Source organism: Macrococcus sp. S115 (assembly GCF_030067655.1).
Taxonomy (GTDB): Bacteria; Bacillota; Bacilli; order Staphylococcales; family Staphylococcaceae; genus Macrococcoides; species Macrococcoides psychrotolerans.
On the sequence record NZ_JASJES010000012.1, the window covers coordinates 13646 to 37360 of the forward strand.

25 protein-coding genes and 1 rRNA gene are annotated in these 23715 nt (G+C 35.9%); 1 reads left to right on the forward strand and 25 read right to left on the reverse strand.

The annotated features are described in order from the left end of the window. Position 1 precedes the first annotated feature (1 nt). The 15 genes from QNJ52_RS11010 to metG form a co-directional block, all read right to left on the reverse strand. Complete coding sequence (locus QNJ52_RS11010) at positions 2 to 1510, reverse strand: polysaccharide biosynthesis protein (RefSeq protein ID WP_219493348.1); 1509 nt, start codon at positions 1508 to 1510, stop codon at positions 2 to 4. Next, positions 1500 to 5000 (reverse strand): transcription-repair coupling factor, encoded by a 3501-nt coding sequence (gene mfd, locus QNJ52_RS11015; RefSeq protein ID WP_219493349.1) that lies wholly within the window; start codon positions 4998 to 5000, stop codon positions 1500 to 1502. The genes QNJ52_RS11010 and mfd overlap by 11 nt, the downstream gene beginning before the upstream one ends. Beyond that, on the reverse strand, positions 4997 to 5566 hold the full coding sequence (pth, locus tag QNJ52_RS11020) for an aminoacyl-tRNA hydrolase (protein WP_099482377.1): 570 nt from the start codon (positions 5564 to 5566) through the stop codon (positions 4997 to 4999). The genes mfd and pth overlap by 4 nt, the downstream gene beginning before the upstream one ends. A 112-nt stretch (positions 5567 to 5678) precedes the next feature. Then, a complete protein-coding gene (locus QNJ52_RS11025) occupies positions 5679 to 6311 on the reverse strand; it encodes a 50S ribosomal protein L25/general stress protein Ctc (protein WP_219493350.1) in 633 nt (210 codons plus the stop codon). Between the two features lie 236 nt (positions 6312 to 6547). Next, a complete protein-coding gene (locus QNJ52_RS11030; RefSeq protein ID WP_219493351.1) occupies positions 6548 to 7513 on the reverse strand; it encodes a ribose-phosphate diphosphokinase in 966 nt (321 codons plus the stop codon). A 31-nt stretch (positions 7514 to 7544) separates the two neighbouring features. Further along, positions 7545 to 8900, reverse strand: coding sequence for a bifunctional UDP-N-acetylglucosamine diphosphorylase/glucosamine-1-phosphate N-acetyltransferase GlmU (gene glmU / locus QNJ52_RS11035; protein ID WP_283722618.1), 1356 nt, complete (start codon positions 8898 to 8900; stop codon positions 7545 to 7547). A 183-nt stretch (positions 8901 to 9083) separates the two neighbouring features. Then, positions 9084 to 9452 (reverse strand): septation regulator SpoVG, encoded by a 369-nt coding sequence (gene spoVG / locus QNJ52_RS11040; protein ID WP_219493354.1) that lies wholly within the window; start codon positions 9450 to 9452, stop codon positions 9084 to 9086. Positions 9453 to 9492: 40 nt separating this feature from the next. Next, positions 9493 to 9867, reverse strand: a complete 375-nt coding sequence (locus QNJ52_RS11045) for a RidA family protein (RefSeq protein WP_219493355.1) — start codon at positions 9865 to 9867, stop codon at positions 9493 to 9495. A gap of 1 nt (position 9868) precedes the next feature. Continuing rightward, on the reverse strand, positions 9869 to 10708 hold the full coding sequence (purR, locus tag QNJ52_RS11050; RefSeq protein ID WP_219493357.1) for a pur operon repressor: 840 nt from the start codon (positions 10706 to 10708) through the stop codon (positions 9869 to 9871). Positions 10709 to 10765: 57 nt separating this feature from the next. Next, the gene (gene ispE, locus QNJ52_RS11055; protein WP_219493359.1) at positions 10766 to 11617 is read right to left on the reverse strand and encodes a 4-(cytidine 5'-diphospho)-2-C-methyl-D-erythritol kinase; all 852 of its coding nucleotides are present in this window, start codon (positions 11615 to 11617) and stop codon (positions 10766 to 10768) included. A 122-nt stretch (positions 11618 to 11739) separates the two neighbouring features. Beyond that, a complete protein-coding gene (gene veg / locus QNJ52_RS11060; RefSeq protein WP_041636232.1) occupies positions 11740 to 12003 on the reverse strand; it encodes a biofilm formation stimulator Veg in 264 nt (87 codons plus the stop codon). A gap of 98 nt (positions 12004 to 12101) precedes the next feature. After that, a complete protein-coding gene (rsmA, locus tag QNJ52_RS11065) occupies positions 12102 to 12992 on the reverse strand; it encodes a 16S rRNA (adenine(1518)-N(6)/adenine(1519)-N(6))-dimethyltransferase RsmA (RefSeq protein WP_219493360.1) in 891 nt (296 codons plus the stop codon). Next, positions 12992 to 13537 carry a ribonuclease M5 gene (gene rnmV, locus QNJ52_RS11070; protein WP_099482732.1) on the reverse strand — a complete coding sequence of 182 codons (546 nt, stop codon included), beginning with the start codon at positions 13535 to 13537 and terminating at the stop codon, positions 12992 to 12994. Before rnmV ends, rsmA begins: the two co-directional genes overlap by 1 nt. Before the next feature lie 97 nt (positions 13538 to 13634). Beyond that, positions 13635 to 14411, reverse strand: coding sequence for a TatD family hydrolase (locus QNJ52_RS11075; protein WP_283722617.1), 777 nt, complete (start codon positions 14409 to 14411; stop codon positions 13635 to 13637). 14 nt (positions 14412 to 14425) lie between these two features. Then, positions 14426 to 16390 carry a methionine--tRNA ligase gene (gene metG, locus QNJ52_RS11080; protein ID WP_219493364.1) on the reverse strand — a complete coding sequence of 655 codons (1965 nt, stop codon included), beginning with the start codon at positions 16388 to 16390 and terminating at the stop codon, positions 14426 to 14428. Between the two features lie 296 nt (positions 16391 to 16686). Here metG and QNJ52_RS11085 point away from each other — a divergent pair, with 296 nt between their 5' ends. Further along, positions 16687 to 16974, forward strand: a complete 288-nt coding sequence (locus tag QNJ52_RS11085) for an AbrB/MazE/SpoVT family DNA-binding domain-containing protein (RefSeq protein ID WP_099482735.1) — start codon at positions 16687 to 16689, stop codon at positions 16972 to 16974. Between the two features lie 40 nt (positions 16975 to 17014). Here the strand turns inward: QNJ52_RS11085 and rsmI are convergent, their stop codons facing one another. From rsmI to rrf, 10 genes are all read right to left on the reverse strand, one after another. Then, positions 17015 to 17851 carry a 16S rRNA (cytidine(1402)-2'-O)-methyltransferase gene (gene rsmI / locus QNJ52_RS11090; RefSeq protein WP_219493365.1) on the reverse strand — a complete coding sequence of 279 codons (837 nt, stop codon included), beginning with the start codon at positions 17849 to 17851 and terminating at the stop codon, positions 17015 to 17017. Further along, a complete protein-coding gene (locus QNJ52_RS11095; protein ID WP_219493366.1) occupies positions 17848 to 18102 on the reverse strand; it encodes a GIY-YIG nuclease family protein in 255 nt (84 codons plus the stop codon). Before QNJ52_RS11095 ends, rsmI begins: the two co-directional genes overlap by 4 nt. Continuing rightward, positions 18095 to 18823 carry a tRNA1(Val) (adenine(37)-N6)-methyltransferase gene (locus QNJ52_RS11100; RefSeq protein WP_219493368.1) on the reverse strand — a complete coding sequence of 243 codons (729 nt, stop codon included), beginning with the start codon at positions 18821 to 18823 and terminating at the stop codon, positions 18095 to 18097. Before QNJ52_RS11100 ends, QNJ52_RS11095 begins: the two co-directional genes overlap by 8 nt. A gap of 38 nt (positions 18824 to 18861) precedes the next feature. Further along, positions 18862 to 19197 carry a DNA replication initiation control protein YabA gene (gene yabA, locus QNJ52_RS11105; RefSeq protein ID WP_219493369.1) on the reverse strand — a complete coding sequence of 112 codons (336 nt, stop codon included), beginning with the start codon at positions 19195 to 19197 and terminating at the stop codon, positions 18862 to 18864. A gap of 11 nt (positions 19198 to 19208) precedes the next feature. Beyond that, positions 19209 to 20009 (reverse strand): PSP1 domain-containing protein, encoded by an 801-nt coding sequence (locus QNJ52_RS11110; protein WP_219493370.1) that lies wholly within the window; start codon positions 20007 to 20009, stop codon positions 19209 to 19211. Further along, positions 20006 to 20929, reverse strand: coding sequence for a DNA polymerase III subunit delta' C-terminal domain-containing protein (locus QNJ52_RS11115; RefSeq protein WP_219493371.1), 924 nt, complete (start codon positions 20927 to 20929; stop codon positions 20006 to 20008). The genes QNJ52_RS11110 and QNJ52_RS11115 overlap by 4 nt, the downstream gene beginning before the upstream one ends. 47 nt (positions 20930 to 20976) lie before the next feature. After that, the gene (locus tag QNJ52_RS11120; protein ID WP_086043577.1) at positions 20977 to 21306 is read right to left on the reverse strand and encodes a cyclic-di-AMP receptor; all 330 of its coding nucleotides are present in this window, start codon (positions 21304 to 21306) and stop codon (positions 20977 to 20979) included. A 33-nt stretch (positions 21307 to 21339) separates the two neighbouring features. Then, positions 21340 to 21954 carry a dTMP kinase gene (gene tmk, locus QNJ52_RS11125; RefSeq protein ID WP_219493372.1) on the reverse strand — a complete coding sequence of 205 codons (615 nt, stop codon included), beginning with the start codon at positions 21952 to 21954 and terminating at the stop codon, positions 21340 to 21342. A gap of 13 nt (positions 21955 to 21967) precedes the next feature. Then, on the reverse strand, positions 21968 to 23359 hold the full coding sequence (locus QNJ52_RS11130; RefSeq protein ID WP_222111898.1) for an aminotransferase class I/II-fold pyridoxal phosphate-dependent enzyme: 1392 nt from the start codon (positions 23357 to 23359) through the stop codon (positions 21968 to 21970). 156 nt (positions 23360 to 23515) lie between these two features. Continuing rightward, a 5S ribosomal RNA gene (rrf, locus tag QNJ52_RS11135) occupies positions 23516 to 23630 on the reverse strand. Positions 23631 to 23715: the final 85 nt, after the last annotated feature.

Here is a 23715-nt window from a genome sequence, read left to right on the forward strand (position 1 = left end):
ATCATCCTTTCATTAATTTTATCATTATATTTCCAAACGGTAGATGATACCACTCTTGTACACTGATAATCTTCCATTTCACCATAGCATACAATACAACAGTCAATCCTATAACCACACCCATAATAGATACACCCATAGCTGTAAGTCTTGTACTATAAGGAATCACTAATATGCATTGAATGGCGATACTCATTACAGTAAGTGCTAGCAACCAGCGTTTTATAAAGGTATTTAATTTTAGTTCATATATTTTTTGTACTTTGTAATAAAGACATAGTGTATACATTACAAGTCCAGCCACAGTAGCTATTGATGCCCCTGTGATGTCGAACTGTGGTATTAACAACAAGTTAAGCAGAAACTTCGTCATGATTCCGGCTATGACAGCTACCAACTGAATACGAAATGCGTTATAGATTTGTAGCATGGCTGTAAACATAATAATCAGTGATACGAATATTACAGATAACATATATATGGCTAACGCTTCATATCCCGTTATCGTTTCAAATAAAAATAAATTTAGAGGACGAATTAAATTCATCAATCCTACAGCAGCTGCACTACTGAAAACGATCGTTATCTTCAAAGCACTATCCGCATAAGATTTCATTTCAGTTAATGCATTCTTAGCTCTGCACTCTGCTAATACTGGAATGAGCACGAGCGAAAATGACGTTGTTACTATAAGCCCCACTTGAATTAACGAGCTGCCTCGGTCATAAACTCCTTTTAGTTCTTTTGCTTCATCTAAACTCATTATTTGTTTCAGTTGATTAATCATCGTAAAACTGTCAACCAGCTGCCATAAAATGAGTACTAAATAACTTAAGCTATAAAAAAATATTAAAGTAAAGAAATCGAGATAATAGGTTCGTACCTCATTGTTTTGATAATTACTTTCAAGATGCGTAAATCCTTTTACCTTTAAATAGATATAAGCAGCACTCAAACCTAAAAACGATCCGAATATACTGATGCTACCACTTTCATACACTGAAAAATCAGCTTTTACAAACAAGGTAATTGCAAACAATATCGTTGTAACCCTAACAATCTGTTCAATAACCTGACTGACAGCAATATGCTCCATTTGATGTTTTCTTTGAAGCTGTCCACGCGCCAAAGCCACAAATGGAAATGGTAGGAGTACTAATGCAGATACTTGCAACATGCGCTCAAGCTCTGTATCTCCCATAAGAAATGCAATATGTTTACTAAATACAACAATTAACACTAAACTCAGTAAACTAACCATCGCCAGTATACTTCTTAACTGTTTCATAAATAAAGTGTCATACTGCGACTGACTGACAACGGAGGGAATCGCATTTAAAGATAGCACTGAGACAATTGCAATTAGCGGATACACTTGTTGATAAGCATATAACCCGGTATCCCCTAATACATTTTGGTATGGCACTCTATATATTGCACTTAATACCTTTACGAATAGCATTGTAAGCGTTAAGATAATTACGCTATTAAAGACTGGCTTATTCTCCATCCATCATAATTCCTTCCTGAATTCGATGAGATAGCTGCACAAGTGCAGATAACCAATTTGATTGTTTCTTTAATATAAATGTCAGTTTATTATCTTTATATTCAATCTTCAAATCTCTGCCAAAAGATTCTGTCGCTTTAAATAAACGCTCACCATTAACTTTAGTCGTTGTTGCTTCTGAAGCTTCCAGTTCAATCGATTTTCCTGTGTCTCTCACTTGTACAATACCGAAGCTTAATGCATTTACTTTAATTTCAACAATTTTCATGAGGTGATCTACGGCTTCTGGATATTCCCCGTAACGATCGGTCATTTCGTCTTGGACATCGATCAGTTCCTGCTCTGTCGTAACACTACGTAATTTCTTATAAAATTCAATCTTTGCCTGTTCTTCTCTTATATATTCTGCCGGAATATATGCATCTATTTCTACATCAATCTCTAATTGTGGCACCGCTTCTTCCTCTTTAATCCCCCGTTTTTCATTCACTGCTTGCTGTAGCATTTCTGAATACAGGTCATATCCCACTGAATCAATGAATCCGTGCTGTTGTTTTCCTAGTAGATTCCCTGCACCACGAATATTTAGATCACGCATCGCAATTTTAAAACCTGAACCAAGTTCAGTAAATTCCTTAATCGCTTGTAGTCTTTGCTCTGCAACTTCAGTGAGTACTTTATTCGGCGCATGAAGGAAGTATGCATAACTAATTCTATTACTACGACCAACACGTCCGCGCAGTTGGTACAGCTGACTTAATCCGAAACGATCTGCATCTTCAATTATCAATGTATTTGCATTCGGCACATCCACCCCTGTTTCGATAATCGTAGTTGTAACAAGAATATCATATTCGCCATTAATAAAGCCGAGCATCGTTTCTTCCAATTCTCTTTCAGACATTTGTCCATGTGCTACCGCAATCCTCGCATCAGGCATCATCATCTCGAGCTGTTCTGCCTTTTGATAAATGGTAGCAACGCGATTATAAAGGTAAAACACTTGTCCATTCCTTGATAATTCTCTTTCCATCGCTTCTTTTATGAAGTTATGCTGGTACTCAAGTACGTAAGTCTGCACTGGGAATCTATTTTCTGGCGGCGTCTCAATCACCGATAAATCTCGTACACCTAACAAACTCATATGCAATGTTCTTGGAATTGGTGTCGCTGTTAGAGTTAATACATCTACATTCGTCTTTAATGCTTTAATCTTTTCTTTATGCGTCACGCCGAAACGTTGCTCTTCATCTACAATCAGCAATCCCAGATCTTTGTATACGATATCTTTCCCGAGTAATTTATGTGTTCCGACAACGATATCTACAAACCCTGATTTGAGTCCTTTCTTTGTTTCATTAACTTCTTTCGTCGTTCTAAAACGACTCATCATCTGCACTTCTACCGGATAATCCTGCATACGCTCAATAATTGTTTCATAATGTTGTTGGGCTAAGATTGTTGTAGGTACCAAGAACGCAACTTGTTTCCCATCCATAACAGCTTTAAATGCCGCGCGAATTGCAACTTCCGTTTTACCGTATCCAACATCTCCACATAACAGACGATCCATCGGCTTACTTTTTTCCATATCACCTTTAATTTCGATAAGACTTTGCTTTTGATCATGCGTCGGTTCATACGGAAAGTCCATTTCAAAGTTTTCTTGTTCTTCAGTATCCGGACCAAATTGATACCCTTCTATGCGTTCGCGTTCTTGGTAGAGCTTTAATAATTCTTCCGCAATATCCTCAACGTTCTTTTGAACACGCGCTTTCGTTTTTTTCCACTCTGTTCCGCCAAGTTTATTGAGCTTTGGATCCTTATCTTCTGAACCAACGAATTTTTGTACTTGGCTCATCTGATCAACAGGGACAAACAGTTGATCCGTACCTTTATATTGAATCTTAATATAGTCTTTATGCAGTTTATTAACGAGCAATGTCTCTACACCAAGATAACGGCCAACACCGTGATGTGTATGAACAACATAATCACCTATATTTAGTTCTTGATACGATTTTATTTTCTCAGCATTTGATAATTTTTTTTGAGTACGTTTTGGTTTTTCTTTACGTAACTTAAACAGTTCTCGCTCCGTTATAACAACTAGTTTCATATAAGGAAGTTCGAGCCCTTCTGAAAGATCCCCTTGTACAATTGTAGATATACCAGGCTTGCTTTCATCGATATTAAATGTTACTGGAAGATTCATATCAGTGAGCATCGACTTAATCTTTTCTTTTCGCGTATCATTTGTTGCTAACACCACTATATTAAAGTCATTCTTACGATAACGATCAAACTCTGAGAACATTAAGTCATATTGACCATAAAATTGTTGCACAGGTTTACATGAAAACTTAAAAACCTCATCGATCACTGCAGTCATACTTGCAGTAAATAAAGTGAAGTACGCAACTTTATGTTTATTCGTAAGTGCTTCTAAACTACCTTCTTTGATAAACGTCTGACCAATAAATCCACGACCAGATTCGATCAGTGATTCCATAAATTCGCTGTTTTCTCGAATCGCCGCATCTTTAGCCTCTATCACACGATTATATTCATCAATCACAATGATGGCATCCTCTTTAAAATAATCTGCAATTGTCGTCTCTTCACGATAGGCAAATTTAACCATGCGACGCAGAATATTATGACTAAACAACTCCGTCATATTAAGTTTTACCGTTTCATAAGTTTCTCTTAAATCATCTCGGACATTCGTCTTAATCTTCGTACGTGTGTTCTCAAATGCTTCGCTGAGATTATCTGACATCAACTTTAAATCTTCAGCAGAAAAAATAAATTCACTTGCAGTCGATAACTCCACCTTATCTATATTATGCAACGAACGTTGACTATCAATATCAAATGCACGAATCGAGTCTACTTCGGTGTCAAATAGTTCGATACGTACAGGTTCACCAATCATTGGGTATATGTCAATGAGTCCTCCACGAACGGAAAATTCTCCTAATGTTGTTACACGTTCTGTCTTTTGATATCCCATATCAATGAGTCGTTGCTGCAATTCCACTAAGTCTATATCAATACCTAACGTAATTTCTAAATGATATTTTAGGAATGTTTCTTTTTGACTAATTAATTTCTCAAGCCCATTCACCGGAATGAGAAATAGCCCATTTTGGCCTTTTGCCAAATGGGTGAGGGTTCTTATACGCTCTTGCATAAGGTCCGGACTCTTTGTAGAGAATTCTTCAATCATGATATCTTGTACAGGAAATTTGAAGACATCTTCTTCATTGACGAGCTGTACGAGATCTCTTTCTAACCTTTCAGCCTGATAAAGGTTGCTTGTAACAACAACCATCTGTTTTTGATGATGCATATAACTTTCAGCGAGCATCATTGCTTTTGCAGATGGGTTTAATCCAGTGATTAGTATATTTTTATTACCGATTGCATTGTTATAATCTTGAAATCGCTCATCTTTATATATGAGTTTATCTATTATTTGTTTCATACATCACCATTATACTGATTCATAATATTTTCAAATCTTTCACCTGCGATGAATGCCTCTACCGCCTTAATAGTCTGATCTATTACTTTATCCATAATAATCATTTCATCATGGGTAAATTTCTGTAAAACAAAGTCAACGACCTTTAAATGGCCCGTCGGTCTACCAATACCGATTCTAATTCTTTTAAACTGATCTGTTCCTAGATGCTGAATCAATGATCTAATACCATTATGTCCCCCAGCAGATCCTTTTTGGCGTAAGCGTAGTCTACCAGGCGGCATATCTAAATCATCATATAATACAAGTAAATCTTCTGTTGAAACATTAAAGTAATCCATCAATGGCCTCACTGCTTCGCCAGACAAGTTCATATATGTCATTGGTTCAATTAGCAGGACTTTTTCACCATTTATCATCGCAATTGTATAGAGACCTTTAAATTTCTGTTGATTGAGCTCTAAATTATATGATTCAACCAAACGATCAACTACCATAAAACCTATATTATGTCTTGTTAATTCATATTTCTTTCCAATATTCCCTAAACCAACAATGCACTTCATAAATTATTCCTCCGAATTAATAATACTTCCATTATAGACAAATTATAATAATAATTCATTAAAGACACAAAAAGAGATGAGACTATAAGCCTCATCCCTAAAAACTAACGTATTATTCAGCTTTTTCTTCGCCTTGAGCGTCCTCTTCAGAAGCTTCTTCACCTTCAGCAGCTTCGCCTTCTTCTGACTCTACTTCGACTGTTGGTGGAACTACAGATACAATCGCTTCATCGTCTTCATTATTAATTGTATAAGCTTTACCTGATTTCAAATCTCCTACCATAATTGAGTCTCCGATATTTAATTCAGTTACATCAACTTCAATCGTTTCAGGAATTTCATCTGGTGTAGCTGTTACAGATAACTGGAACAGTGGCTGTTGAACTACGCCACCTTCTTTAACACCTTGAGCTTCGCCTGTTAAATTTATAACAACATCTACCGTTAATTCAGATTTCATATTAATTGCTAAGAAGTCAATATGCGTAACCTTATTTTTAAGAGGATCGACTTGATAATCTGAAACCATAACTTTAATAGTTTTTGCACCCACTCCTAGTTCAATAACTCCGTTGCGCCCAACTTCACGAATAACTTTAACGAATTCAGGCTCATCTACTTTAACTGAAGTATTTGATGCACCGTAGCCATAAACAACTGCAGGAATCTTACCTTCATTTCTAATCTTGTTTAGTTCACCTTTAGTTTGTTTACCTTGTCTAATAATTGCTTTTAATGAAGTCATAATATAATCTCCTTTTTGCGCACCATCGCGCTCCTACGTTTACCCATCAGTTGTGAAAACCTGCTTGTAAAACGTTTATTGTGTTCATCGATATATTATAAATACCCATTATTTTTAACTAATAAACATAATTTTTAATTTTTAATTTTTACTTCGAAAGATGCAACAAAACCCTTTTTACTATTATGATTGACGGCCTAGACGACTGAATGCTCCTACCCAATTTCTTCTTGTTACTAATCAAATAAAATACTTACAGACTCTTGTTCATATACACGCACAATTGCCTGTGCTAAAAGTTCTCCTACAGATAATTGCTTAATCTTAGCTGGCTTATTCTCTTCTGGTAGAATAATGGAATTTGTTACAACCAGCTCTTTAATAGCCGAGTCCTCGATACGTTGATATGCTGGCCCTGATAGTACAGGGTGCGTACAACATGCATATACCTCTTTAGCACCTTTATCAATCAGCGCTTGAGCAGCAAGTGTAATTGTACCAGCAGTATCAATAATATCATCGATGATAATCGCCGTCTTACCATTGATATCTCCTACAATATTCATAACTTCTGCTACATTCGGTTTTGGACGACGTTTATCAATAATCGCAATCGGCGCTTTTAATCGATCTGCCATCTTACGTGCACGTGTCACCCCACCATGGTCAGGTGATACAACTACGATAGACTCTTTGTCAATCCCTTCTTTCGCATCGAAATAATCTGAAAGAATCGGAACACCCATGAGGTGGTCAATTGGAATATTGAAAAATCCTTGAATTTGCGGCGCATGTAAATCAAGAGCAATTACACGGTCTGCTCCTGCTTTTTCCATCATATCTGCAACAAGTTTTGCCGTAATTGGTTCCCGACTTCTTGCTTTACGATCTTGTCTTGCATAGCCATAATATGGCATCACGATGTTAATAGTTTCTGCTGAAGCACGCTTTAGTGCGTCAATCATAATTAATAGTTCCATTAAGCGTTCGTTAACAGGATTTGAAGTAGGTTGAACGATGAATACATCACATCCTCGAATACTTTCTTCAATATTAATTTGAACTTCCCCGTCACTAAAACGTTTAACACTTGATTTTCCTAAAGGAATACCTACGACTTTAGCAATTTCCTCTGCTAAAGGTTTATTACCATTTAATGCAAAGATTTTTAAAGACGTATTCTTATATTCGCTGTTCATCATTTTTTAAGCCTCCGTTTTGAAATATGAATATTTATTTATCATAATAGCCATCTTTAGTTGTCTGACGCGCACGACCTAGTGCCAGACTTTTTTCAGGTACATCATCAGTAATGGTAGAACCTGCTGCGATAAAGGATTCATCGCCAATTGTAACAGGTGCAACTAGATTCGAGTTGCAACCGATAAACGCATCTTTCCCAACAATTGTTTTAAATTTATTTGTACCATCATAATTGACAGTAATGGCTCCACAGCCTATATTCGTTCTAGCACCGATCTGTGCATCTCCTATATAGCTTAGATGTGACACTTTTGCTTCATCATCCAACTTTGCTTTTTTGATCTCTACAAAATTTCCAACCTTTACATCCGTTCCCAAGAGACTTCCCGGTCTTAATTGAGCAAACGGCCCAATTGTCGTAGAGTCACCCACCTCAGATTCAGCGATTACAGAATGCTTTATTGTTACGTTGTCGGCAATCTTACTATCTGAAATAGTACTACCGGAAGTAATGATGACATCATTACCAATTTGCGTGCTTCCCTTTAACATCACATTCGGTTCAATAATTGTGTCGCTACCGATGACTACATCCGATTCTATGTATGTCGTTAATGGATCAATAATGGTTACACCATTCATCATATGTTGTTTGTTAATTCTTAAACGTAGCGTTTGTTCTGCTATAGATAAATTATATCTATCATTAATCCCTAATGTTTCACTAAAATCTTCAGTGACATATGCTTCAACAAGTTCATTTCTTTCACGTAGTAATTTGATTACATCCGGAAGATAGTACTCGCCTTGTGCGTTGTTGTTATCGACTTGTCCAAGCAGTTCGAATAACAATGCGTTATCAAAGCAGAATGTTCCCGAACTCACTTCATTTATTAGTCGCTCTTCTATCGAAGCATCCTTCTCTTCAACAATGCGCTCTACTGCACCATGTGTATCGCGAATAATTCTACCGTAGCCAAATGGTGTATTTGTCTTAGCGGAAAGAATCGTCGCTTTTGCACCTGTTAATTCATGATGCGCAATAAATCCGGCAATTGTTTCTTCAGAGATTAATGGCGTATCTCCACAAATGACAATTGTTGTTCCTTGTTTACCTTCTAAATGTTCTGCAGCCATTTGTACAGCATGCGCAGTACCAAGTTGCTCACTTTGCATACTGAATAATGATTGATCTCGTAAAGCAGCCTTTACATCTTCGGCACCGTATCCCACAATCGTTACGATTTCAGTAACGTCTGCTTTCTTAATATTATCTATGACATGTTTCACCATCGGCTTACCACAGACAGGATGCAACACTTTGTGAAGTTTCGACTTCATTCTCGTCCCTTTACCTGCAGCGAGAATAACAGCTTGTCTTGTCATCATATGTCCTCCATTTTGAGTGATATTATAGTTTATGATAGAGCATCTTTTCTTAAGTACCCAGTCTATAATATTTTAACATATTTTTTATCTATTTAGGGCAATTTTCGGAAGGCATTGAAAGCAAATTTCGAAAGTGCCAACAATCCATTAAAAAAAAAGATAGGCATCTGCCTACCTTTTTTATGCTTTTAAATCTTCTGATAACGCCGTATCTGAATCAGACTCTTCTAATTGTGATGATACTTCACTTGTAGCACTATCAGCGATATCTATAGCACTTGTACCAGGTTCAACCGCTTCTGTTTCATCGTAAACCTTCATAACTGCTTCTTGAATTTCTTGTCGCATTTCGCTGTTAATAGGATGTGCGATATCACGAAATTCTCCATCAGATGTTCGTTTACTTGGCATGGCTACAAAAAGACCATTATTTCCGTCAATCACTCTCAAATCATGTATTACAAACGCTTCATCCAACGTAATGGATGCTAAAGCTTTCATCCTACTATCCGTAACTAACTTCCTCATTCTTACATCTGTGACCTTCATTCTGAATAGCCTCCTAATATAAATGTAAGTTAATGATCGTTTATAGTTTCAGGGCCACCGCTTCAATTTCAACTTTTACGTCTTTTGGTAATCTACTCACTTCAACACAGCTTCTTGCTGGTAAATGGGTATTAAAATATTCACCGTAAACTTCATTAATTAACGGAAAGTCATTCATATCACTAATAAAGATTGTCGTTTTTACCACACTATCCAAATGAGCACCGCTATCTACAAGAACGGCAGATAAGTTGTCCAGCACTTGCTTTGTTTGTTCCTGAACATCTTCACTGACTAATTCACCTTGTAATGTCAAAGGAATTTGACCGCTTGTATAAACCATATTGTTTACAACAACAGCATGACAATATGGCCCGATTGCTTCTGGCGCATTTTTAGAATAAATATTTTTCATGTTAATTTCTCCCTGCTTCAGAAAATTTGTCTAAGCAATTACCTTCTTCAACAGTAAAAGATTGATTATATTCATCTACATTAGATAATTTAACCAAAGAGGTATAGTCCTGAATTAAACGATTCTTAACTTCTTTCGATTCTACTAATACTGTTACCCCTTTTACTGTTGCTTTAAACTCATTCATTAAATTCATGACCCCTGTTATAGAGCCTCCTGCACGCATGAAATCATCAACAACCAAAACTTTCGAACCTTCAGGAAGCGTGCGCTTTGATAATACCATCGTCTCTATCTTTCTCGAAGAACCAGATACATAGTTGATAGAAACCGTAGAACCTTCCGTTACTTTGTTATCTTTTCTTATTACTACAACCGGTAAGTTTAAAATGCTGGCTACTGCATTCGCCAATGAGATTCCTTTTGTCGCTATGGTAACTACTGCATCTATTTCTTCATTCATATACATTGTAGCAATCAGTTTTCCCACTTGCCCAAGCAATCTCGGATTACCCACAACATCTGACATGAATAAATAACCTCCAGGAAGCAGTCTTTCCTCCTCCTGCAACATATTACATAATGTTCTGATCAGTCCTTCGGCTTCATCATAATACATTCTATGTCTGAACGTTACTCCACCACTCGCTCCAGCTGTTGTTGTGATAATTCCAATCTCTTCTTTTTCAAAAGTATCTTTAATAATTTGTACGTCCTCGCTAATTGAAGACTTAGCCTGTCCAAACTTTTCTACAAAGTAGGTTAATGGCACAAGCTCATTTGGATGGCTTAGCAAATAACTCGTCATGTAGACGATACGTTCACTCCTCTTAAATTTCATAAAATCCCTCATTTACGCATGATGTATGTTTAATATACCACAAATGTTCGGTTTTCCCTACCCCAGCATCCTTACCATATATACTTCTTTACAACATCCTTTTAATGCATTGACTACGCTTTTAGCTTGGCGTTCTTTTGCTGCTAATCCATATACAGTAGGTCCACTGCCGCTCATCATAGCAGCATCTGCTCCGGCTTTCATCATCGTTTCTTTAAGCATTTGAATAACAGGATGCATTTCTATCGTTACAGCTTCTAGCCTATTCCCTAAAGAGCGTATCATCTCCAGGTAATCTCCTGCTTCAATGGCACGTCTGCATTTCTCATTTTCAATCTGTTCATGTGCTTGTGATAGATCAAGTGCACTATAAACCTCTTGCGTCGATACACTGATCTCAGGTTTAGCTAAGATTACCCAGCATGAAGGTGGCTTCGGTAAATGTTCAAGTACTTCACCACGGCCTGTACATAGTGTCGTTCTTCCGTATATACAAAATGGAATATCTGACCCAATTTCACTTGACAGTTCTGCTAAAGTTTCAAGTGATAGGTTCAATTCAAACAGTTTGTTCATTCCGCGAAATGTGGCAGCAGCATCACTAGAACCTCCTGCTAGACCTGCCGCTATCGGAATTGTTTTATCGAGCGTAATCGTTACTCCGCATTTTATATTGTAACGCTCTATCATAAGTTCTGCAGCCTTATAAGCTAAGTTTCTATGATCGTTTGGCACGTATCGATGCTCTATTTTGAGTACAATTTTTTTATCTTTTCTCTTCTCAAAAGTCAGTCGATCATATAAGTCTACTGTTGTCATTATCATTTCTACTTCATGATAGCCATCATTTCTTTTATATAGTGTATCTAGTGTCAAATTTATTTTAGCTGGTGCATTCTCATAAATCATATCTCGTCCTCGCTCAATTAATTAATACAGTTATTTTATCACAATTCGATTTCTAAATTGTAGATTGATAAAGAAAATAAAAAATAAAGCATATTCTCTACGTAGAGAATATGCTTCACTAATTATTGTACAAGAAATTCTTCTTGTTGATCATTTACAAATGTAACTTGCACGTTTTCTGTTAAAACGTCCGTGTATGTATAAGACACACGCTCAAAATTATGTTGCTCCTGGTCTAGTTCGACCACGAAAACTGATGGATAAGTTTCTTTAAGCACACCACGACGCTCAATTAACTTTTTACGTCCTCCATTAGCTCTTAATACAATTCGATTACCCAACTGACAGTCAAGAATTTTTTTGATGTCTACTAATGTTTTTGGCATAATGACCCACCTCGCTATGCCCTTCATTTTAGCATTATAATGAAAAATAGTCAATAAAATTTTTAATTTTAACAATTTTATTTTCTGTTGTCAATGTTTTAAATCACCAACTCTGGATACTTTTTCATATTATTTGAAAGTTGTGCATAATCATTTAAATTAAGGCTCTCTCCACGACGTGAAGGTGCTACGCCACTTGCCTCAAGCCATTCAATAATAAGTTCTTTGTGCTCCTTACTATCTTGTATCAAGCTCATATAGTTATTTAAGATTGTCTTCCTGCGCTGGACGAAAGCACCTCTAGTTAACTTAAAGAACAACGTTTCGTCTTCAACATCTACACGAGGGCTCTCTAATGTTGTCAGCTTAACTACGAGAGAGTCTACATTCGGCGGGGGCATAAAGACACCTTTAGGAACAACCATAATACGTTTCACATCCGTATAGTACTGCACTGCAATGGATAATGAACCATACGCTTTTGTTGAAGGGATTGCAGACAAACGCTCTCCTACTTCTTTTTGCATCATCACCACGTAACTGTTAATATTCAAGTTTTTTTCCAGTAAGCCCATTAATATCGGCGTTGTAATATAATAAGGTAAATTGGCCACAACGAAAATTTCATCGCAATGATGTAGATACGTTTCTATAGCAGAAGCTACATCTGCTTTTAATATATCCTCGTTGATTACAGTTACATTATCATAAGGACTTAACGTTTCTCCTAGTATCGGTATAAGTCGCTGGTCTATTTCAAATGCTAAGACTTGTTTCGCGTGTTTTGCTAATTGTTCAGTTAAACTCCCCATTCCAGGACCAATTTCAATTACACCTGACGTCTTATCTATACCTGCAGCCTCAATTATATTTCTGATGACATTTGTATCCACAAGAAAATTCTGGCCAAGACTTTTCTTAAACTTAAACCCGTATCGATCTAATAACTGTTTCGTTCTTGTTGGTGTTGCAATATCGTTATATTCCATTATTCCTCTCCTTTATCATATAGTGCTTGCTTTACATCCTGCTCAGTTATACCGAAAGCATTGAGTCTATGAAATAATTGCTTTCCATTGCAATAACCGATTCTTAAGTACTTGCATACTTGCTTCCTTTTTTCCTTCGCATAAGGACCGATAATTAAGCCGTTATCTACTAAAAACGCTTTACTTACCGTTTCAGAAGTATAATCAAACGGCGTTGATACATGCATTAATGCATCTTGAATTGCTTCAATGGGTGCATGTTCGATACCAATCTTACCACGTTTACTTACAGCAATATCAGCATCAATAAACGCATGCTTTACTGCAGGTACATGACTTTCAATCGTCTTCCTGATTTTATTTCCTGGGTAATCAGGATCTGTAAGTACAATAACACCTCTCACTTCGGCTGCATGTCTAATCGCTTCAATGGTCTCTTCGTTAATAGCAGAACCATTCGTTTCAAGCGTATCACATTCTACTGCAAGCTTTACACGTGTTGTATCATCTTTACCTTCCACTACAATAATTTCGTTAATTTTCATATATATCTATCCTTTACTTTTATACAACTAAATATTATACGTTATATATATATAAAAGACCACGTGAGTAATACGTGGTCTTTATCGCTAAAGTTATTTAATCCCTATTTGCCATTTTAAATAATCTCTCAGCGTTAGCTGTTGTTTGTAGTGCCACCTCTTCTAATGTGATACCGCGTAGTTCCGCAATCTCTTCTGCCACCAACTTTACGTGCATCGGTTCATTACGCTTTCCACGATAAGGATGCGGTGTTAAATACGGCGCATCTGTTTCAACAAGTAGTTTATCGAGTGGTACATGCTTCGCAACTTCTTTAGGCTGTTTGGCATTTTTAAACGTTACAGGTCCCCCTAAAGAAATAACAAAGTTTAGTTTTAATACTTCATCGCAAGTTTCTGGGCTGCCACTGAAGCTATGCATTACGCCGCCAACTTCTTGGGTATTTTCTGATTTCAATATTTCAATTACATCATGAGTTGCTTCACGATTATGAATAACAATTGGAAGTTTCACTTCTTTTGCAAGTTGAATTTGTCGCTTAAATACTTCTTTTTGTATATCTTTTGGAGACTTATCCCAGTGATAATCAAGACCCATTTCACCAATCGCAACAATTTTAGGATGTTTTGAAAGTTCTTTTATCCATTCGTAATACTCATCAGTGAAATCGATAGCATCAACTGGATGCCACCCAATAACACCGTATACGAAATCATAATCCTCTATTAATTTCATTGTCCGTTTAATCGTTTTTTCATCAAATCCCACGACAATCATACGGTCTATTCCATTTTTACGTGCTCTATCAATAACTTCCTGTAAATCTTCATCATATTGGTCTGCGTTTAAATGTACATGTGTATCGATTAACACAAAATCACTCCTATTTATTTAACGATAGAACCATTTTCAATCGTGCTTGGTAAGCTTACAAGTGTTAATTGTCCATCTTTCTCAGCAGAAAGAATCATACCTTCTGATTTCTCACCACGTAGTTCTACCGCCTTTAGATTTGTAACGACTACTACTTTTTTGCCAATGATATCCTCTGGATTATAGAATTCTGCAATACCTGATACAATTTGGCGTTTTTCATTACCTAAGTCTACTTGAATTTTCAGCAGTTTCTTAGCCTTCTTCACGTAATCTGCATCAATAATTGTTGCTGCCTTTAATTCTATTTTATCGAATACATCAATTGTGATTTCACTTTTACCTTCAGCTTCATTTTTCTCAGATACAGGTGGTTGCATTGTACCTTTAATAAATTCCACTTCTGCTTCTACATCTAATCTCGGAAAAATCGGTGTCGCTTTTTCCACTACTTTAAGTTCCGTAATATGTCCATAAGTGTTTAAACTATCAAATTCATAAAGTGCATTGTCTTTTAAATTTAACTGTTCAAAGATTTTATATGGTGCTTCTGTTAAGAATGGACGTAACAATACCGCTGCAAAGCGAATATTCTCAACAAGATGATACATTACGCTCTCTAAGAGTTCTTTTTGGGACGTATCTTTAATAAGAATCCACGGTGTTGTTTCATCAATATATTTATTAGTACGTGAAATTAATTTCCATACTTCTTGTAAAGCAACTGAATACTGCATATTTTCCATCGCATTATCATAAGCTTTCTTAGTTGCTACTGCTAGATCTTCAATTTCTGCATCAACTGTATGCATTTGCCCTTTGTATCCGGTAAGGTTACCGTCAAAATATTTGTTAATCATGGCTATCGTACGGTTTACCAGATTACCGAGATCGTTGGCTAAATCAAAGTTTGTACGATCTATGAAAGCTTCCGGAGTAAATACACCATCTGATCCAAATGGCAGCTCTCTCATTAAATAATAACGAACGGCATCTAGGCCATAACGATCGATTAATATATGAGGATCCACGACATTTCCTTTAGATTTACTCATCTTGCCATCCTTCATAAGAATCCAGCCATGAGCAAAAATTTTCTTAGGAAGAGGTAAATCTAACGCCATTAATAACGCTGGCCAGATAATTGTATGGAAACGCACAATTTCTTTTGCCATAATATGTACATCAGCAGGCCAGTACTTATTAAATTCTGTCTCATCTTCAGATAAATATCCAAGCGCCGAGATATAATTCGTTAACGCATCTATCCAGACGTAAACAACATGCTTCGGATTAGATGGAACTTTAATTCCCCAATCAAATGAAGTTCGTGATACTGCTAAGTCTTCAAGACCTGGTTTAATGAAATTATTCAGCATTTCATTTTTACGTGAAACAGGCTGGATGAAGTCTGGATGTGCATCATAGTATTCAATTAAACGATCTGTATATTTACTCAACTTAAAGAAATAACTTTCCTCCTTGACAAGTTGCACCGGATGCCCAGAATCTGGACTCTTACCCCCAACAATTTTTTCTCCTTCATAAATAGGATCTACAAGTTGCGTTTCAGTATAGAACGTCTCATCAGGTACAGAGTACCAACCTTCATAGTCGCCTAGATAAATATCCCCTTGCTCCAGTAATCTCTCAAATACTTTTTCTACCACAACTTTATGTCTATCTTCTGTCGTTCTAATGAAGTCATCATTAGAGATATCTAATTTTTTCCATAGTGCTTGAATATCTGCGATGATTTCATCTAAATATTCAATTTCAGATTTACCAGCAGCTTGAGCTTTTTCTTGAATCTTTTGACCATGTTCATCTGTACCCGTTAAGTATTTAACATCATAGCCTTGCATTCTTTTATAGCGTGCAATTGCATCTCCAGCTACCGTTGAATATGCATGTCCTATATGTAACTTCCCACTTGGATAATAAATAGGGGTCGTAACGTAAAAAGTATTGTTCGTCATATGAAATCCTCCTCGTCTTTACTTATTAAATATACATAAAATAAAGGTTTTTTTCAATATTACTAATACTTACAATTCGACATTTTTTAAAAAAACATACAAATAATAAACATCAAATAATATTAATTATAATTAACAAACATTACTATTTCATTACAAATTATATATATAACCTTATTCCATTGACTTTGTAAAAAAAAGGTAGTACACTCTAATTAAGACAAATGTCGAACAATTTAATTCGAGTGTCGAATTTACTGATATTATCAAATATACAATTATATGGAGGAAATAAAATGAAATCTACAGGTATTGTAAGAAAAGTTGATGAATTAGGACGTGTTGTTATTCCGATCGAATTACGACGTATTTTAGATATTGCTGAGAAAGATGCTTTAGAAATTTATACAGACGCCGATAAAATTATTTTAAAGAAATATAAACCTAGCATGACTTGTGCCGTGACAGGCGATGTTTCTGAAGATAACTATCTATTAGCTGGCGGTAAACTTGTGTTAAGTAAAGAAGGTATTGCACAATTACTTAAAGAAATCGAAGAAAAAGAAGCGCAAGAAGAAAAATAAATACTATATCCATTAAAAAAGGTGCCGCAGGGCACCTTTTTTAATGTTCAATATGATAAATTTCATATACTTCATTCTTCTTTATATCTCTATCGACTGCGACTTGTTTGATTGCCTCTTTAGATCGCATACCTGTTTCAATATAATGTATCACATGCTCATATACCGTAAGCTCTGCCCACCAATGTACTTTATCCGCTTCGCTTACTGCATCGATTATGATTACAAATTCACCCTTCAAGTTGATTTCATTGTCTAACTTGTTATAGATTTCTTTGACATTAGCTGTTTCTACTTGTTCGAATTTCTTAGTTAATTCTCTTGCAATAGATACTTTTCTTGTTGCATCAATTTCCATTATTGTTTCAATCGTGTGTTTCACACGAAATGGTGATTCGTATATAATCGCCGTATGAGGGAGTTCCATTAAAGTTTGTAACCTCTTTTTCTTCTCCTTATCTTTACGTGGCAAAAAACCATCAAAAATAAATGAATATGAAGCAATGCCACTTGTCATAAGTGCTGAGAGTGCAGCATTTGGACCAGGTATTGTTTCTATTCTAATTCCTTTATCACGACATTCTACTACGAGTTCATAACCTGGGTCACTAATTAGTGGTAACCCTGCATCTGATACAAGTGCGATATGATTGCCGGATACCAATGTTTCAATCAGCTGATCGGTGACTTTATCTTTATTATGTTCATGGTAACTCTTCAGAGGCGTATCAATATTATAATGCATCGTCAAAGTTCTTGTGACACGCGTGTCTTCACAGTAAATACAATCTACTTCTTTTAATATTCTAACCGCTCGAAATGTAATATCCTCTAGATTTCCTATTGGTGTACCTACTAAGTATAATACCCCGGTCATGCTAAGTCTCCTTTTATGAGCTTAAGTTTCTGAGCTCTTGTCATTTGTTTTATCGCATATTCTCTTTGCATAGCTTCTCGTTTTGAATCAAAGCTTTCCTCATATACGCGTTCAACAGGTAACCTTACCCTTGTATATTTCGCACCTTTTCCGCTACTATGTACAGCTAACCTTCTATCTAAATGTGTTGTATATCCTGTGTAAAGGGAATCATCTGCGCATTTCAGAATATAGATATAGTGTTTATCCATAATAAACGCCATTCATCTCTGAACTATAAGTTCCGTCATCGTTATATATATAAAATGGCGGTTGTAATTTCAAATCTGGTTTACCACCTTTAATCCCCTCAACAATAACAGTAATCGCTTGAGTTTTAGATTTTTTGGAGTAAATAGGAATGAGTCGCTTCGGTTCAATGCCTCCGGTTCTCATATCCACAATAACATCTGCTAATCGATCTGCACGTTGAACAATCACCATCTTGCCACCTTGCTTAAGTAGGTGGTTTGCAGCACGTACACAATCCATGAATGTACACATTACTTCATGACGTGCAACACGATGCGCTTCCTTTAAATGTTGATAAGATTGATTCTCCCTGAAATAAGGTGGGTTGCATGTAACGACATCAAATTGACTTGGTAAGAATGTACTACCAACATCTTTGAGATCCATATGATGCATTTTTATTTGAGATATCAAATCATTATACTGGATTGTACGTACTGCCATATCAACTAATGCATCTTGAATCTCTATCGCTTCTATAGTCATTGTTGTACGAGACGACAAGAGTAAAGGTATAACCCCATTACCCGAACAGAGATCAATTATTTGATCCTTCGCACGTAATTGTGTGAAATGGGCTAGCAATAACGCATCTGTTGAGAACGAAAATACATCATCATTTTGAATGATAGATAGATTTTCTTTCAAAAGCTGATCGAATCGTTCATTTTCTTTTAACATTTTTCCCTCCCTAATAAAAAAAGGCCCTTCGCCCTCTTTTATTTGTGATCAGATAATAAATTTAAGCAGAAAATACAGCCTTCGCCCCCACGGTGTTTTCCGAATAAGTCTGTGGGGCATATATGAAAACCCTCTGCGTAAAGCATTGCAAGATTGTCTTTACTTTGCAGTACTTTATGTTTCTTTGGTACTTTCGCCTCTTCTTGTTTTGGTTCATGTATAAACATCTGTAAGTTATCGTTTTCTAAATTTAACGTGACATTTTCCTCAATGAGTTCTACAACCATTGTTTTTAAGTGATCATAGCTTTCATTAATTTGATTAATGTCTTTTTCAAGTTGCGAAAGTCTCATCAACATTTCGTCTCGATTCAATTCTAGCCCCCCTAAACTTCTACTTCGTCAATATGGAATTCAATTGGTGCTTCAATTTCCGGTACTTTTATCTGCATTGTAACATCTAAGATATTAAGTCCGATAACTTTTCCTTTACCATGCGGTGTATCAATAATTGCACCGATATCCGGTAGTTTATTTCTTGTTTCTTCATAATAATCATTTTCATATTTTAGACAGCACATCAACCGCCCACATGCGCCTGAAATTTTCGTGGGATTTAATGACAAATTTTGATCTTTCGCCATCTTAATAGATACAGGCTCAAAGTCTCCAAGATACGTTGCACAACATAGACTTCTACCACAAGGTCCTATGCCACCCAAAATCTTTGCCTCATCTCTAACACCAATTTGTCTAAGCTCTATACGTGTTTTCAAATCATATGCTAAACTTTTTACAAGTTCTCTAAAGTCCACACGTTCGCTTGCAGTAAAATTAAATATGATCTTCCCTTTATCTAATGTGTAAGCTGCATTGACGAGGCGCATATCGAGCTCATGATTTTTAACGTGTTTTTTACATATTTCAAGTGCAATATCCGCATCTACCATGTTCTGTTCATACTTTATAAGATCTTCTTCAGTCGCTCTTCTATGAATAACCGCAACTGGCATTACAACTTCATCTTCATTAATTTCCTTATTAGGTATTACGACGCGTGCTAATTCCATACCACGTTTCTTATGATTGATTACGACATACTCATTCTTATTAAATTGTTCATGCCCTGGACTATAATATTCTGTACGCCCAGCTCTGTGAAACTTGACACCTATAATTTCTATCATGCTCTAACCTCACCTACAATTTTTATTGCCATCTGCTCAAACACTAATGTTGCATTTACATATTGTAATAATTTTTGCTTTGCATTAAGCGCTGCTTCTATCATATTAATTGATTGTTGAATCGTAATTTTTTGACTAATACGTTGTATGGCAACTTCATAATCAGGATAGCTTCTTACTGACTGTTCATTCAGTTGAAGATATAGTATGTCCTGCAGAAATAATTGCACCATATCCAATGCAATTTGTTGATATACGCGTTCTGAGATGTGTGATTGTAATTGTGAAACTTGAATAAGCCCCATCATATCCCCATTTAATAATGTCTGTAGCCAAGTTACAACCTGGCTTCGAACTTCCCCAAAATTTTTCTCTGTATACCAAGAAATTGCCTCGTCCTCACTCATCATTAATTTGGATAATGTCATTAGTAAAGGCGTAGGGACTTGCCCACTTAACGTTAATGAGATATCCTGTCTGTTCTGTACTGAAATATGCTGGCATCGCGAATGAATTGTTGGCAATATTTCATTTGGTGCACTTGTTAACAATAATGCAATTGTATTCCCTGGTGGCTCTTCCAGGAATTTAAGAATGCTGTTCTCCCCTTGTGTTGTCACTTTGTCAAAATCAACGATAATATATACTTTATATGATCCTTCAATCGGCTTTTGGTTCATTTTATGAAGTACTTCTTCAATCATCTCTTTTTTTATCGTAGCTTCATCAGTTTCCATAATAATAAAATCCGAATGATTATGGGCAGCTATTCTAGAATGACAAACTTCATCATCGCCACAAATAATTGCTGAAGCGAAAATGATTGCTTCTTCTTTTAATGCCTGCTTATTAGAACCTTCAAACAAATATGCATGACTGAGCTTATCATTTTTTATTGCTTGCATTAATTGTTGTTGCATCTTAAACTCCTTTAAATATATTGAAAAAGCCGCTTAGCGCAGCTTAATTAAAACTGATGAAATTGTTCAATCGGCATAACAAATACAGTTGCTCCACCAACTTCTACTTCGACTGGGAAAGGAATATATGCATCGGCGTTTCCACCCATTGGCGTAACTGGCGTAATCGTCTGCTCTCTATTTCTGCATTTCATATTGATAAGATTCAATAATTCATCAACACGTTCATCTTCTACACCACATAAGAATGTCGTATTCCCTGCACGCAGAAAACCACCTGTTGATGCTAATTTAGTAGTTCTAAAGTTATGCTTAGTTAGTTCATCAGATAACGTCTGGCTATCTTGGTCCTGTACGATTGCTATTACCATTTTCATATTAAACACCTCTTTATTAAATTATATCATAAATTAATTCAATAACTGATTAATCCATTTCATACTTTCTGATACCACTTGCTCCGGTGACTGTTCAGCATCAATAATACGAATACGATCGGGATACTGTGCGGCTAATATATCATATCCTTCAACTACTTGTTCATGAAAATCAATCGCTTCTTTATCTAGACGATTTGTTTCACGTGAATTATCTTTAATACGATTTAAACCGATTTCTGCACTTACTTTAAGATACAATGTTAAATCTGGATATTTACCTTCAATCGCAAATTCATTAATAGAGCGAATTTCATCCATTCCAATCCCTCTAGCATAGCCTTGATATGCTAATGAACTATCTATAAAACGATCACAAATTACAATTTCCCCTTTTTGAATTGCTGGCAATACCTTTTCAACAAGATGTTGCCGTCTGCTTGCAGCAAATAATAATGCTTCCGTACGATAATCCATTACATTCGCTTCATCTAGCAATATCTTTCGAATGTCCTCACTAATTTTTATACCTCCAGGTTCTCTTGTGCAAACCACATCAAAGCGCGCTATTAATTGATCAGCGATCGCTTTGATTACCGTTGTTTTTCCAGAACCTTCTGGCCCTTCGATTGTTATAAAATAAGACATAATCTTCTCCTAACTATTGATAAACTAAAATATTTCCTTCTTTAATGCCGTGTACCTTTCCACCATTAGATATATACTGTGCTAAGCCCTCAATCGCAGCTTTTTTAATCTCTTCTCCTTGCATAATTAAAGGTATCCCTGGTGGATATGGCACGATTGGCTGAACTGAAAAATACCCTTCACTTTCACTTATAGGAATCCATTTTTTTAAATCAGATTGCGTTCGATAATTAATAACACCATCTGAACTATTTTTGTTTAATAAAATATCATTTTCTTTTATGATAATATCCTTTAAAGCAACATGTTCAATCTTTAATTGTTTTATTCTTTCCAATAACGTTTTAAATGGATATCTATCCCCATTATGCCATAAAGGGAGGATAATCAGTGAAAATTTTCCGTTGCTTAACTCCGTGTATATATGATGCTGTGCTAATAATTCAGCAATTTGAAACCCTGAGAATTCTTGATGGGTTATCATTAATTTTAAAGGATCACTAGGAGTAATCACCTGAAATCCCTTTTTTCTAAACGTATCAATCAATTCTTGACGCCTATGGAAAAACAGCATCTCATCATAATCCAAGTAGAATTGATGCGCGTGCTCTAATCCTAACATTAACATATAAGATGGACTAGAAGATTGAAGTATCGAACACATACGCCACACATCTTCAATATATAGGTTATCTTTTCTAATATGCATCACTGAACTCATCGTAAAGGCTGGTAATGTTTTGTGATATGACTGCACAATGATATCTGCGCCATAGTTAATAGATGAACTTGGAAAAGAAGTAGAAATATCAAAATGTGCACCGTGAGCTTCATCTATTATAGTAACAATATTTCTTGATCGAAAAAATTCTATAACTTTTTTTATATGATATGTTTCTCCAAAATAGTTAGGATAAGTTAATACAACTACTTCTACATTTTTTAGAATATCATGATTAACTTGATCTAAGTCTACACCTGAATATTCATTTGTAGCCTCAGAAATTTTTGTAGGAAGTATATAAGTATTTGCTTTCGCTATATTGATAGCATTAATTATAGATTTATGTGCATTCCTCATAATCGCAATACGATACCCATCTACATGCTGAGATTTATGTAAGAATCCTAATATTGCTGACAAAATACCACTCGTTGTACCTCCAACTAAGTATTTAGATTCGTATAATTGATTTCTCGTTAATTTCTTTTCACTTTCAAGAATTATCGATTCAGGATGATGATAATCATCCATCCCTTCTATCTCCGTCACATCATATTTAAATTGGACTTCACTCAGATGACCAATCGTATTATAATGATGACCCGGTACATGCAATGAAATAGGCTCCAAATTTTCAAAGTGCGTTTTCATTTGATTCAATATAGGAGTATTCAAGTTCATCATCCCTCTTTTGGTTATCTCTATCTATACTATTATATCTCACAATAAAATTGACTTCGAATATAAAGAAGCAAATAATTTCACTTAAATTAAGACATAAAAAAAAGAGACCTAACAGGTCCCCAATGTGCGGCTCATCGCATCCATTTATATATTGCCCGGCAACGTCCTACTCTCGCGGATCGTAAGACCAACTACCATCGGCGCTAGAGAGCTTAACTTCTGTGTTCGGTATGGGAACAGGTGTGACCTCTCTGCCATCGTCACCAGACAAATGAAAGAATATGATATCCAGTTTCAACTCGCTGTCCCTATTCATTTTCTAGATCTCATATCGAATCTTGCGATTCTCAGTC